Below are 12,849 nucleotides of genomic sequence, written 5' to 3' on the forward strand. Positions count from 1 at the left end.
CCAATCACTCCCAGAGGCCCAGCCAGCGACTACGCTCGACTCGCAGTCGACGCGCGGCCAGCCTGCGTGTCAGCGGGCCTGCGACCAACTCCCCCTGCCCCAGATCCAGCGGTAGCGCACGCTCCGGCACCCGATAACTGCGCAGGCTACGGCGATCATATAGCCCATGTAGATTGGCGAGCATCACATCGACCTGACGCTCGGCATCCCAGCCGGGCAGCAGCCGGCGGCCGTCCAAACTGGCGATTTCGCCGGTCCCGAATACCCACGGCGAACGCAGGCTCTGTAGGCGTCGATCGACACGCAGGCCTTGGTGGGTGGCCGGCAGCCCCAGTGCCTGGGCCAGCGGGCTCGCCACCGCAGGCGCGGCCCAAACCATATGATCGGCGGCGAACCGCCGCCCGTCCCGGGTATGCACGGCCCCGGCGGCCAGCGCATCCACCGACACTCGGGTGACGATATCCACACCACGCCAAGCCAGCCGCCGATATGCCGCACGATCGCGGCGACGATTGTGTTCCTCAGGACACAACAACGTGATATGGGGCGCATTCGGACGCGCCGACAGACCACCTGCGATTTCATGAGCCCGCTGCGTCCCCCCGACTACGACCACCGTAGCGGTGGGCTCGTGGCCGAGCACTCGAGCCAGCCCGATCAGATCGGTCGTCGAATGGCCAGACCACACTCGCGGCTGGTCAGATGCCGGCCGCGCGGCGAACGTCGGCAGCCGGCGCGACCCGGTATTCATGCTGAGTACGTCGTAGGTCAACACGGTCCCGTCGGCCAGCCATAGCCGACGATGCAGCGGCTTGGCACCGACCGCCCGCCCGGCGACCAGCGAGACCTCTGCCGGCGGAGCGATCCGCAATCGGTCCGGATCCATCGTGGCGCTCAACAGCGCTGCAGTTGTGCCTCCGTATCGGCCATCGTGGGGCGACACCAAGGTAATATCGACGAACGCCGGCCACTCGGACTGTCGCGCCAGCAGTCGCATATGGGCATGGCCCAGGCCCACCAGCACAAGCTGTTGGCGGCCGACGGATTGCGGCGCCACGCCTAACCGCGGCTGGCGAGCTGCTGATTCGAAGGCGGCGGAATCTTGAGCATTCGGCCGATCTGGATCGTACTACTGTCCATATCGTTATAGCGGCGCAACGCCGAAACGCTTACACCGTAGGTCTGGGCAATCTCGGACAGCGTCTCGCCCCGCTCGACCTCGTGTTCCTGGGCCGAAGCGATATAGGTGGCCGGACGATAGCTGGCGAAATAGCCTTTAATTCCGCGCAGCATCGCTGAGGCCAGCTCGTTCTGATAAGAGGCACTGGCCAGCTTGTGCTCGCTGCTCGGATTGGAAATGAAATTGGTCTCCACCAGGATCGACGGAATGTCAGGCGATTTCAGCACCATGAACCCAGCCTGCTGAACACGGCTCTTGTGCAACGGGCCAAGCGCATCCAATTGGCTCAACACCCGCTTGCCGGCATCCATACTCGCTTCGATGCTCGCGCTTTGCGACAAATCCAGCACGAAAGACGCCAGGCTGGAGTTTTTGTCTTTCAGGCTGATGCCGCCGACCAGATCGGCGGCGTTTTCGCGCCGCGCCAGCCAGCGCGCATGCTCGCTCGTGGCCCCATGTGGCGACAATGCATAGACCGACGCCCCCCGCGCACCGCCGCCGCCCGGCGAGGCATCGCAATGGATCGATACGAAAAAATCGGCCTTGTCGCGACGTGCGATGACCATGCGCTGGCGCAGTCCGACGTAGCGATCGCTCTTGCGGGTCAATACACCGCGCATATGCGGCTGATCGTCCACCATCCGCTTAAGCCGCCGGGCGATGGCCAGTGTCACGTTCTTTTCCAACAAGCCGTTGCGGCCATGGGCGCCGGGATCCTTGCCGCCGTGGCCGGCATCGATGGCCACCACGATATCCCGCGATGGCGGCTTCGGCGCGCTGGCCTGCTGGACACGCGTCGGCGCCTCCGAGCTCGGTGCTGTCCGTGCGATCGCCGCCGCGGTCTTGTCGGCCGTGGTCTGGCTATCGTCATTGGCCTCGAGCTCGGCGTTCTCGTCGTCGCTATCCGAGCTGACCATACGTAGATTGGGTTCGGCGCCGGCATTAGGGAACAGATCCAGCACCAGACGATAGCGATGGCCGTGGGACGGCGACAGCATGAAACTCTTGGCCCGGACCATTTTCGATAGATCGAGCACCACCCGCACGCCGGTGCCCTGGTGTATGCCGGTACGAATCTCGCGAATCAAGCCGCTGTGTCTCGCTTGGCCGGCAATATTGCCGAGATTGCGCGTATGCGGCAGATCGATCACCAACCGTAGCGGATGATCGACCATGAAGATATCGGGCTGGGTGTCGGCCGACAGATCGAACACGATGCGTGTCTTGTGGCTGGTCGCCGACATTCGCGCATCGTGCAACTTGGCTACCTGGGCCGTGGCCGGAGCAGCCGCCAGCACCAACAAACCGATAAAAATCAGTCGTTGCACGCTCTGAATCATCTGTCGCCCCGCCCCCAATCGTAGGGTTCGTGAGAACACGCCCGTTTCGAAGATTATCGAGCACCTATCGACACGGCAACTTTTCGCTTGCACAACAGATCGTCAGCGCGCATTGCTCGCGATCTTCTTGAACGATGCCAGTGGTCTAAACTACTGAAGTTTCGCGACTATCGCCCGTCCGGCCGCTGAACAGGGTCGCAGCTGGACGGCACGGCCGCTCTCGCGGTACGACAACGTCACGGCCAGATCCTGCGCAGGCAGAAAACCTTCCCCTTTCTCGGCCCATTCGACGAATACCCAGTCGCTTTCCGGCACCAGATCGCGAATACCGAGGAACTCGAGTTCTTCGGGGTCGCCGAGCCGGTACAAATCGAGATGGTAGGCTCGCCGCCCGGACAACTCATAGGGCTCGATCAGCGTATAGCTTGGCGAGACTACGGGCCCATCATGGCCGAGGTGGCTCAAGACCGCCCGCACCAGCGCGGTTTTGCCAGCGCCCAATTCGCCAGCCAGGGTAATCACCACCCCGCGCTCGGTCCCCCCCAGGGCCTGGGCCAGCGCCGCGCCGAGGGCGTCGGTATCATCCGGTCCGGGCAGCTCAACGATCACGGCCGATTCGGATTGACCTGGCGCCGGATACCTGAGAACAGGTCGCCTGGCAGCAGGCCACGCTCACCGTCGGCAGAGGCCGCGGCATCGCCGGCCAGCGCATGGACGTACACGCCGAATACGCCGGCCTCGGCAAGACTCAGGCCCTGGGCCACCAGCCCGGCCACGACACCGGTGAGCAGATCGCCCATGCCTCCGACCGCCATGCCCGGATTGCCCTGGGTACAGAGCCACAGTTCTTTGTCGGTTGCGATCAACGTGCCGGCCCCCTTAAGGGCGACCACTGCCTGGTAGCGATCAGCCAGCGCACGTGCCGCGCTGACCCGGTCCGCCACGACGTCGGCCGTAGACCAACCCAGCAGCCGACCGGCCTCACCTGGATGCGGGGTGAGAACCCAGTTCGATCGCTCTACATCCGATCGGGCCAGCCGGTTGAGCGCATCGGCATCGACCACAACCGGCTTATCCGCGGCGAGCGCACGCTGCCAGAGTGCATCGCCCCAGGCCGACTGGCCGAGACCGGGGCCCAGGGCGATCACCGACGCCCCCTCGATCAACGCATCCAGCCGTTCGCCACCGTCGTCGGCCAGCGGTTCGTTGCCGAGCCCCAGGCACATCAACTCGGGGCGGGCCTGACTCATGGCCCCGGCATGGTCGCTATGGCAGACCACACTGACCAGGCCGGCACCCGCACGCAGCGCCGCCTCGGCGCTCATCCGGATCGCACCGCCCATGCCACGGCCACCACCCAGACACAAAACATGCCCGTTGCTGCCCTTGTGAGCACTGCGCGCTCGTTTGGGCAGAACATGCCGCAGATCGCGATGCGTAATGCGACGCGCGATATACGGCTGGTCCTCGTAGAGTGCGTCGGGCGCATCGAGATCATCAAAGGCGAGCTCGCCGCAGTGGGCGGCCCCATCGCCGGTCAGAAGCCCCATCTTCAGCCCGATGAAAGTGATGGTGGTATCCGCGGTGACTGCGCGCCCCCAGACCCGACCCGTGCCGGCATCTACGCCTGAGGCGATATCGATCGACAATACGCCGATGCCGCGTGCCGAGGCTTCGTTAATGCGATCGATGGCTGCGGCCATCGGGCCGTCGACGTCGCGGTTCAGACCGGTGCCGAATAGGGCATCGACGACCAGGTCGCCAACGATCGGTTCGTCGATGAAATCTTCGATCCGCCCATCGGCTTCTCGGTAAGCATCAAACGCCCGGGCCGCATCCCCGGAAGCCTTGGACAGATCGATCGGCGCCACCAGCCGGACATTCCAACCCGCTTCCATGGCTCGCCGCGCGACCAAAGCGCCATCGCCACCATTGTTGCCCGGGCCGCAAAACACCACCAGGCGGCCCGGCATCGGCCAGTGCTGAGCGAGCTCGAGATAGGCTGCCCGCGCAGCGCGCTGCATGAGCGTGAAGCCGTCGACCTCGAAGGTATCGATAAAACGCCGATCCAGTTCGCCGACCTGCCGGGCGTCATAGACCCAGTACGGCAGATAGTCGTTGGTTTCGGTCATGTGGGTCGTCCGTCGATCCGATCAGCCTTGCCAGGCTCGGCGTACTCGGGCCACCAGCGCGGCAGTCGAACCATCGTGTTCGACCGACTCGCCCTCGCCCGACAATTCACCGACCAGCTGGCCGGCCATGGTCTTACCGAGTTCCACGCCCCACTGATCGAAGCTGTTGATGTTCCAGATGATGCCCTGGACGAAGACCTTGTGTTCATAGGCCGCGATCAAAGCGCCGACATGGTGGGCGTCGAGGTTTTCCAGCACCAGCATGTTGCTCGGCCGATTGCCGTCGAAACGACGCGCGGCCAAACGGTGTTGCAGGGCTTCGCCTTCCAGGCCTTGGGCCTTGAGTTCGGCCTCGAGCTCGGCGCTGTCGCGTCCACACATCAGCGCTTCGGCCTGGGCGATACAGTTGGCCACTCGTTCGCGCTCGCGCGGATCGCTCGCGGCATCCGGGCCCGACAACGGCAACACGAAATCCAGATCGACCGCCAGTTCGCCCTGATGCAGCATCTGGAAATAGGCATGTTGGGCGTTGGTGCCCACACTGCCCCAAATAGTCGGCACCGTAGCGACCGTGGCCGGCTCGCCCTCGCGGGTCACCGACTTGCCGTTGGATTCCATCTCCAGCTGCTGAAGAAAAGCCGGCAGTGAGGCCAGCCGTTGGGCATAAGGCACCACGCAATGGCTGGTCAGGCCGAGGAAGTTGTTGTTCCAGATGCCGGCCAGGCCGAGCATGACCGGCAGATTCTGATCCAATGGCGCTTCGCGGAAATGCGTATCCATTGCATGGGCGCCGCCGAGCAGGGTCTCGAACGTCTCTGGCCCGACCGCGATCAGAATCGACAGGCCCACCGCCGACCACAGCGAATAGCGACCGCCGACCCAATCCCAGAACCCGAACATGCGTTCGATGCCGAATTCCGACACGGCTTCGGCATTGGTCGACACCGCAACGAAATGCTTGGCGATATCGGCTTCAGCCGCCCCGGCATCGACCAGCCATTGGCGCGCCACACGGGCGTTGGCCAAGGTCTCGGCGGTGCCGAAGGATTTGGAGGTCACGATCACCAGCGTGCTCGCCGGATCCAGTCCGGCCAACGTATCGTCCAGATCGGCCGGATCGACATTGGCTACGAAATGCGCCCGCGGCCCGCTGCCGTCGGCCAGCGCTTCGCAGATCAGGCGTGGCCCGAGGTCCGAACCGCCGATGCCGATATTGACCACGTCGGTGATCGACTGCCCGTTAAAGCCAACCCAGGATCCGTTACGCACCTGGGCAGCGAACTCGGCCATGGCCCGACGAATTTCGTGGACCTCGTCGTACATCGGCGCGCCATGCGGCGCCCGCAGCGCCACGTGCCAAGCGGCCCGGTCTTCGCTGGTGTTGATCGCGCGGCCGGCGAACATGTCCTCACGAGCCTGGGGCACGCCCTGCTCTTCGGCCAGCGACAACAGCGCGCTCCGGACCGTATCGTCGATGCGCTGCTTCGAGTAGTCGAGCGTCACCCCGGCCGCGGCCACGCTATAGCGCGCGGCCCGCTCGCCATCGGCCGCAAAAAGATCCAGCAGCGACTGATCCGCCGTATCGGCGGCCAGAGATTTGAGGGACTGCCAACTGGGTTGGTCGGTCGGGTCGGACATCGATTCCAGCCTTTGCGCCCTATGACGCGAGTCAGACGAAACGTAGCGCTCGATCCCGCTGATCGAGCCCGTTGAGACTAGCTAAAAATCCGAGTCTCAGCCAGCCGCAGCCACACGGGTATCAACGCCCATATTATCGATCAGCCGGGTACGCCCGAGATAGCCGGCAGCCAGCACGCGGAACACGCCGGTCTGCTCGGTCGCGGGTACGAGGTCGGCATCGCGGATCTCGAAATAATCCGGATCGAAACCGGCATCGGCAAGCTGCGACCAGCCACGGGCCTCGAGCGCGCGAAAATCACGTTGGCCGGCGCGCAGGCGCGCCACCACATCCTTGAGCGCAGCCGACATGGCCAGGGCTTCCTTGCGTTGGTTGCCGTCTAGATAGTGGTTCCGTGACGACAGCGCCAGCCCGTCGTCTTCGCGCACCGTGGGCACCCCTTCGATGGTCACGTCCATACACAGATCGGCGGCCATGCGCTGGATCACCGCCAGCTGCTGATAGTCCTTCTCGCCGAAAAAGGCAACATCCGGCCGAGCGATATTGAGCAGCTTGGACACCACCGTGGCCACACCTTCGAAGTGCCCCGGCCGCCGACTGCCACAGAGCATCTCGGTAATCCCGGCAACCCGCACGGTGGTTAGGCTGGTGCCGCCGGCTGGATACATCTCATCCACGCTCGGGGCGAATATCGCATCCACTCCGGCATGTGCCAGCGCGGCCTTATCGCCCTCGAAAGTCCGCGGATAGGTTGCCAGATCTTCGTTCGGCCCGAACTGCAGCGGGTTGACGAAAATACTCACGATCGCCCGGTCGCAACGCTCGCGGGCCGCGGCGACCAGCGCCAGGTGGCCGGCATGCAGGTTACCCATGGTCGGTACCAGGCCGACCGTGCCGGACTCGGCGCGCCAACGCCGGACCGCATCGACGGTTGTCAGTGTCTCCATGATCGCATCGCTTGCTTGATTTATTTAAAACTATGCTCGGCGCGCGGGTAGCTGCCGCTCTTCACCGCCGCCACATAATCGGCAGCCGCCGTTTCCAGCGAGTTCGCCCCGTCCATGAAATTCTGGACGAAACGCGGTTTCTTGCCCGGTGACAGACCGAGGATGTCGTAGATCACCAGAATTTGGCCATCGGTATCCGGACCGGCGCCGATCCCGATCACCGGCACGCTGACCTCGGCGGCAATCGCCGCGCCTAGCGACGCCGGCACGCATTCCAGCAGAATCAGATCGGCCCCGGCCTGCTCGAAGGCCAACGCATCGCGCCGCATCGTCTCGGCGGCCTCGGCATCGCGGCCTTGGACTTTAAAGCCACCCATCTTATGCACCATCTGCGGTCTGAGTCCCATATGGGCACAGACCGGCACTCCGAACGTGGTCAGGTGCGCCACCGTGGCCACCAACTCCGAGCCGCCTTCGAGCTTGACCATTTGGGCGCCGCCCTCGGCCATCAACCGATGCGAATTGTGCAGTGCTTGCTGCGGCGTGGCATAAGTCAGAAACGGCAGATCGGTCATCAGAAACGCCCGCTCGAGTCCGGCGGCCGTGATACGGCTGTGATAGACCATGTCGTCGATCGACACGCCTACCGTGGTTGCTGCCCCCTGAATGACGTTGCCGAGGCTGTCCCCGACCAGCACCAGATCGACGCCGGCCCGATCTTCGAGGGCCGCGAAACTGGCGTCGTAGCAGGTCAGACTGGCGATTTTCTCGCCGTCGGCCTTCATCTGCACGAGGTCGGCGACGGTCAGGGGCTTGCGACTGGCCCGCTGCAAATGAGGATAAGGACTGGTATTCATGGCGCGGACTATAGCATCGGGCCGCAATCGAAAAACGCCCAGCCGGGCTGTTTAACCGCGCCCGGCAACCGATCCGCGCCGAGGGCGATCGCCTGGCTGCGCGAAGAAAGCGGCCCCGGGGCGATCGTAGGCACCGATTCCGGCGCGGCGCCGGGGTATGTTGAGGTGCCGTTCGAGCGCGGGGCTGGCATTGACGCCTCGTGCTGCAGCAAGACACGAGCCTGGATCTTGGCATGGCCCCCAGGCTCGAACCCAGGCTCGCTCCTAGGCTCGTTAGGCCGCCCCGCGCGCGACGCCGGGCATCGACCGCCCAGCCCGCAGAGACACGCGCTGCCCTGCCGCGAGGCCGCGTTGTTGCTTATTCGTGTCGCCCGACGATGCCGTGGGCGCCCGATTTCGCCTTGCCGAACAACGGCGCATGGCGCGGCCTCGTCCCCCAAGCGACACGCCTTGCCCGAGGGCCTGTTGAGGTTTCGTGCGAGTCCGCGCCCAGGGTTTTGGGGCGGCGAGCCGAGGCGCTGCGAGTGCGGCGCAGTGGCGCGACATCAATGCGCGGCAACGCTAGATTGCGGTCCAACCGTCTTTGTTTCGAAGGCTCGTGCCCAAATCGCGTCGGGCCGCATAAGGCGCCTTGATCGGGGTCACCTAGAACCGGCGGCTCGCGAGCCACGATATGGGCGGCAACGCAGCGCTCGGACCACACCTCAACACGCCCTAAGGCAGCGCCTGTACCGCCCGATCTTCTTCGATCGCGGCCAGTACTGCCTGATAATCGGCCTCACGGCCGACCAGATCCATCGCCTCGGCATTGACACGTACGATCGGCGTCACCGAATAGCCGGCAAAATAATCGCGATAGGCCGCCACCACTCCAGCCAGATAGGCGCGCTCGAGATGGGCTTCGGCCGGCCGGCCACGCTGGGCGATACGTGCCATGAGCGTATCCACCGAGGCATCCAGATAAATCACGCAATCCGGCCGCGGTGCCTGCCAGGCCAGACGCGCGTAGATATCCTCGTACAACGCCAGTTCGTCGCCGGACAGGGTCAGGCGGGCGAACAACGGATCCTTGTCGAACATGAAATCGGCCACGCAGCCGCCGCCGAACAGATCCGACTGACGCAGCGAATCGACCTGCCGCGCTCGCTGCAGCAAGAAAAACAGCTGGGCCGACAGCGCATGCCCACGGGGATTGTCGTAGAAATCGGCCAAGAATGGATTCTCGTCCGGATCCTCGGCCAGTACGCCGGCGTTCAGATCCGCCGCCAGGCGGCTGGCGAGCGTAGTCTTGCCGACGCCGATCGGGCCTTCGATGGCGACATAGCGACCGGCCCTCACACCCTGCTCTCCCAGGGCTCGATATCGCGCGTATCGACGGCGCGGCAGCGATCGATCACGCGTTGCCCGCCGCCAAGCGACAGCGCCGGCGCGATTTCGGCCAACGGCACCAGCACGAAGCCACGTTCGTGGGCCCGCGGATGCGGCAGCGTCAGACGCGGGCAATCCATGACCAGCGCATCGATGGCCAGAATATCCAGATCCAGCGTGCGCGGCCCCCAACGCACATCGCGTACGCGACCATGGGCCGCCTCGATCGCCTGTAGCCGGTCGAGCAGCGCCAGCGGGCTTAGGCCAGTCGCCAGCGCCGCTGCGGCATTACAGAACAGCGGCTGGTCCGGCGGCCCGCCGACCGGCACGCTGCGATAGAGCGAAGAACGCGCCAAGACCTGCAGATTATGGTCGGCCGCGAGTTCGGCGAACGCCCGCCGCAGCTGCGCGGCCGGGGCGTCGAGATTGCTGCCAAGGCCAATCCAGGCGACATGCCGGTCGCCCGTTGGCGTCACGACGAGCCGGCCGAGGCGGTCTTGCTGCGCCGGCCACCCCGACGCTTACGCCGACGCGCGCCTGGGCCGGAAGCCGGCTTCGGCGTCGACGGATCGTCCTGCATCACGGTCCACCAGTCGACCAGCTCCTGTTCGACCTCACCCACCTGGGCACGCAGCAACAGAAAATCATAGGCCGCCCGGAAACGCGGATGCGAGATCAGCCGGGACGGATTACGGCCGCGACGCTTGTGGAAGCGCGGCTGCAGCTGCCAGATCTCGCGCATCGGGATCGAGAAACGCTTGGGAATCGAAACCCGCTGGGTCTGGCGCGACACCACTTGGCTCTGGGCGCTGGCCAGAGCCGGCGCCGGCGGCATGCCGTCGCGCTCGAGCTCGGCTGCTCCTTCGCGCACTGCCGGCCATAGCAAGGCTGCGAAGATGAACGCCGGGGTCACCGGCTTGCCTTCGGCCATGCGCGCCGCGGTATTGGCGATCGCTTTTTCAATCAAGGCCTCGCTGGCGGCGCCCACCGGCGAATCCAGCACCGCCATAGTGTCGGTGAACAGCGGATGCAGCAGCCCGTAGTGACGCAGCCCGGCATAGACCGCCGGTCCGGCCGAATGCATCAATAGCTTGAGCACTTCGTCGAACATGCGCGCGGCCGGCACATCGGCCAACAGGTCGATCATGTCGGCCGGTGGCTCGGCCTCTGGATCGAGCCGGAGATCGAGCTTAGCGGCAATACGCACGGCACGAATCATGCGCACCGGATCTTCGCGATAGCGCACCCGAGCCTCGCCGATCAGCCGCAGCCGACGCGCTTCCACGTCGCTCAGCCCCCCGACGTAGTCGTAGATGCATTCGTCGGCAATATCCAGGTACAGCCCGTTGATCGCGAAATCACGCCGTCGGGCATCCTCTGCGATCGAGCCGAAAACGTTATCGCGCAATACGCGCCCGGCGTTGTCGAGTTCTCGACTGTCGTCGATCTCGCTGTTGCCAGGATCGGCGCGAAACGTCGAAACCTCGATCACCTCGCGCCCGAAGCGCACGTGGCAAATCTGGAATCGCCGCCCGATCAAACGGGCCTTGCGTCCGAATACCTCGACGATGGCTTCGGGTTCGGCATCGGTCGCGACGTCGAAATCCTTGGGTGCGAAACCCAATAGCAGATCGCGCACCGCGCCGCCGACCAGACAGGCTCGATAACCCGCATCACGCAGACCATCCAGTACCGACAGCGCTGCTTCGCTGATATCGCCGCGCTGAACACCATGCTCGCGCGGCTCGACAACTCTTAGCTCGTTAATGAATCCGCCCCAGAACGAACAACTTTAGCGCTGCATAGTTTACAACGTATTGGGGGGAGAACGCCCAATCATCGAAAATACCGCGCCCATTCGCGGTCGGCAGGGGGCCGAAATGGACCATCGAGACTATATCCGCTACGACGCGCTGGGCCTGGCCGAACTCTTTCATAGCGGCCAAGTCAGCGCAGACGAACTTCTAACCTGCGCTAGACAGCGCTTGGATGCGGTCGATCCGATACTCAACTGCGTGGTCACGCGCATCGACCCGCCGCCGGCCGCGAGTGCGCAGTGCGGCGACGGCGTCTTCGCCCAGGTGCCGTTTCTGCTCAAAGATCTGTTCCAGGATTACGCCGGCGTTCCGACAGGCTGTGGCAATCGCGCGCTCAAGCGCGCAGCCAGCAAGCCGGCTGCCCACGCCGAGATCGTGGCACGTTTCCTGGCGACTGGCGTGCGGTTATTCGGCAAGACCAATACCCCGGAATTCGGAGCCAAAGGCGTCACCGAACCCGAGGCGAACGGCCCGACCCGCAACCCCTGGCACGCCGATCACACCCCAGGCGGCTCCTCTGGCGGCTCGGCGGCGGCCGTGGCGGCCGGCGCGGTGCCGATGGCCGCAGCCAACGACGGCGGTGGCTCGATTCGGATCCCGGCGGCCTGCTGCGGTCTATTCGGCTTCAAGCCCGGCCGCGCCCGCGTACCCGGCGGCCCGCGGCATACCGATCTGATGCAGGGCGCAGCCGTCGACCACGTCATTACCCGCTCGGTGCGCGACAGCGCTGCCATGCTGGATGCCACGAGCGGCTACGAGCCCGGCGCGATCGTGCGCATCGCAGCGCCGGATACGTCGTACCGACAGGCCGCCGAACGGGATCCGCGGCCGCTGCGTATCGGCGTGATGACGGACTCACCGCTCGGCCATGCCCTAGCGCCCGAAACCGACCAGGCGCTAAAAGCCGCCATCGAGCAACTCGAAGCACTCGGGCATGGCGTCGAAACGGCCACGCCGGCGATCGACGGGCGCCAGCTTGGTGCCGACTTTCTATCGCTGTGGTTCGTACAGATGGCCGCCATGGTCGATCAGACCCGGGCCGACACTGACGCCCGCGCCGACGAGTTCGAACTCGACACCCGGGCCATGGCGCATCTGGGACGGGCCCTAACGGCGCTCGAATACGAGGCCATACAACGACGTCGGCTCGATTACCGCCGCGCCTTGGCAGCTTTCCACGACGATTACGACCTACTGCTGAGCCCTACTCTGGCCGGCCCACCCGTCGCCATCGGCGAATTGGACACCCCTGCCTGGCAACGCACGCTACTCCGCCCGCTGTTGCGCTTGCCCAGCGGCCGTGCTCTGTTGCGCTCAGGGATTGTCGCGCAGCTGGCCGAGGCCAACCTACGTCATGTTCCGTTCACCCAGCTGGCCAATCTCACCGGCACGCCCGCCATGTCGGTACCACTGTCGATTGGCGCTTCTGGCCTGCCCCAGGGCAGTCAGTTGGTCGGCCCACCCGGCAGCGAAGGCCTGTTGTTTCAACTGGCCGGCCAGCTCGAACGCGCCTACCCCTGGTTCGACCGACTGCCCCAGATCGCTGGCATCGATCGCTGATCAAGCGAT

Annotated in this window: 12 protein-coding genes; 2 read left to right on the top strand and 10 right to left on the bottom strand. The window is 64.9% G+C overall.

What is annotated here, in order from left to right:
* Nucleotides 1-4: 4 nt before the first annotated feature.
* Nucleotides 5-886: an FAD-dependent oxidoreductase gene (locus V5738_RS11790; protein ID WP_423821003.1), complete on the bottom strand. Its 882-nt coding sequence runs from the start codon at nt 884-886 to the stop codon at nt 5-7.
* A 45-nt stretch (nt 887-931) separates the two neighbouring features.
* On the opposite strand from V5738_RS11790, the gene V5738_RS11795 reads away from it, so the two are divergent.
* The gene (locus V5738_RS11795) at nt 932-1,063 is read left to right on the top strand and encodes a hypothetical protein (RefSeq protein WP_423821004.1); all 132 of its coding nucleotides are present in this window, start codon (nt 932-934) and stop codon (nt 1,061-1,063) included.
* Here the strand turns inward: V5738_RS11795 and V5738_RS11800 are convergent.
* The 9 genes from V5738_RS11800 to pcnB form a co-directional block, all read right to left on the bottom strand.
* Complete coding sequence (locus tag V5738_RS11800; RefSeq protein WP_423821005.1) at nt 1,060-2,508, bottom strand: N-acetylmuramoyl-L-alanine amidase; 1,449 nt, start codon at nt 2,506-2,508, stop codon at nt 1,060-1,062. The two genes, V5738_RS11795 and V5738_RS11800, sit on opposite strands and share 4 nt — an antisense overlap.
* A 162-nt stretch (nt 2,509-2,670) precedes the next feature.
* On the bottom strand, nt 2,671-3,126 hold the full coding sequence (gene tsaE, locus V5738_RS11805) for a tRNA (adenosine(37)-N6)-threonylcarbamoyltransferase complex ATPase subunit type 1 TsaE (protein WP_423824173.1): 456 nt from the start codon (nt 3,124-3,126) through the stop codon (nt 2,671-2,673).
* The gene (locus V5738_RS11810) at nt 3,126-4,652 is read right to left on the bottom strand and encodes an NAD(P)H-hydrate dehydratase (protein ID WP_423821006.1); all 1,527 of its coding nucleotides are present in this window, start codon (nt 4,650-4,652) and stop codon (nt 3,126-3,128) included. Before V5738_RS11810 ends, tsaE begins: the two co-directional genes overlap by 1 nt.
* 21 nt (nt 4,653-4,673) lie before the next feature.
* Nucleotides 4,674-6,290, bottom strand: a complete 1,617-nt coding sequence (pgi, locus tag V5738_RS11815; protein ID WP_423821007.1) for a glucose-6-phosphate isomerase — start codon at nt 6,288-6,290, stop codon at nt 4,674-4,676.
* 96 nt (nt 6,291-6,386) lie between these two features.
* Nucleotides 6,387-7,238 (bottom strand): pantoate--beta-alanine ligase, encoded by an 852-nt coding sequence (panC, locus tag V5738_RS11820; RefSeq protein ID WP_423821008.1) that lies wholly within the window; start codon nt 7,236-7,238, stop codon nt 6,387-6,389.
* A 20-nt stretch (nt 7,239-7,258) separates the two neighbouring features.
* Entirely contained in the window at nt 7,259-8,095 is an 837-nt protein-coding gene (panB, locus tag V5738_RS11825; protein WP_423821009.1) for a 3-methyl-2-oxobutanoate hydroxymethyltransferase, read from the bottom strand.
* Between the two features lie 714 nt (nt 8,096-8,809).
* Nucleotides 8,810-9,433: a deoxynucleoside kinase gene (locus V5738_RS11830; protein ID WP_423821010.1), complete on the bottom strand. Its 624-nt coding sequence runs from the start codon at nt 9,431-9,433 to the stop codon at nt 8,810-8,812.
* Nucleotides 9,430-9,939 carry a 2-amino-4-hydroxy-6-hydroxymethyldihydropteridine diphosphokinase gene (folK, locus tag V5738_RS11835; protein ID WP_423821011.1) on the bottom strand — a complete coding sequence of 170 codons (510 nt, stop codon included), beginning with the start codon at nt 9,937-9,939 and terminating at the stop codon, nt 9,430-9,432. Before folK ends, V5738_RS11830 begins: the two co-directional genes overlap by 4 nt.
* Nucleotides 9,936-11,231, bottom strand: coding sequence for a polynucleotide adenylyltransferase PcnB (pcnB, locus tag V5738_RS11840; protein WP_423824174.1), 1,296 nt, complete (start codon nt 11,229-11,231; stop codon nt 9,936-9,938). Before pcnB ends, folK begins: the two co-directional genes overlap by 4 nt.
* 112 nt (nt 11,232-11,343) lie before the next feature.
* Between pcnB and V5738_RS11845 the strand changes: the two genes are divergently transcribed.
* Entirely contained in the window at nt 11,344-12,840 is a 1,497-nt protein-coding gene (locus V5738_RS11845; RefSeq protein ID WP_423821012.1) for an amidase, read from the top strand.
* Nucleotides 12,841-12,849 lie beyond the last annotated feature (9 nt).

Source organism: Salinisphaera sp. SPP-AMP-43 (genome assembly GCF_049568105.1).
Taxonomy (GTDB): Bacteria; Pseudomonadota; Gammaproteobacteria; order Nevskiales; family Salinisphaeraceae; genus Salinisphaera.

What these genes read in the sequence shown, in the direction of transcription:
- V5738_RS11790 (WP_423821003.1), bottom strand. Translation starts at nt 886, where the DNA reads ATGGATCCGGACCGATTGCGGATCGCTCCGCCGGCAGAGGTCTCGCTG.
- V5738_RS11810 (WP_423821006.1), bottom strand. Translation starts at nt 4,652, where the DNA reads ATGACCGAAACCAACGACTATCTGCCGTACTGGGTCTATGACGCCCGG.
- pgi (WP_423821007.1), bottom strand. Translation starts at nt 6,290, where the DNA reads ATGTCCGACCCGACCGACCAACCCAGTTGGCAGTCCCTCAAATCTCTG.
- panC (WP_423821008.1), bottom strand. Translation starts at nt 7,238, where the DNA reads ATGGAGACACTGACAACCGTCGATGCGGTCCGGCGTTGGCGCGCCGAG.
- panB (WP_423821009.1), bottom strand. Translation starts at nt 8,095, where the DNA reads ATGAATACCAGTCCTTATCCTCATTTGCAGCGGGCCAGTCGCAAGCCC.
- V5738_RS11845 (WP_423821012.1), top strand. Translation starts at nt 11,344, where the DNA reads ATGGACCATCGAGACTATATCCGCTACGACGCGCTGGGCCTGGCCGAA.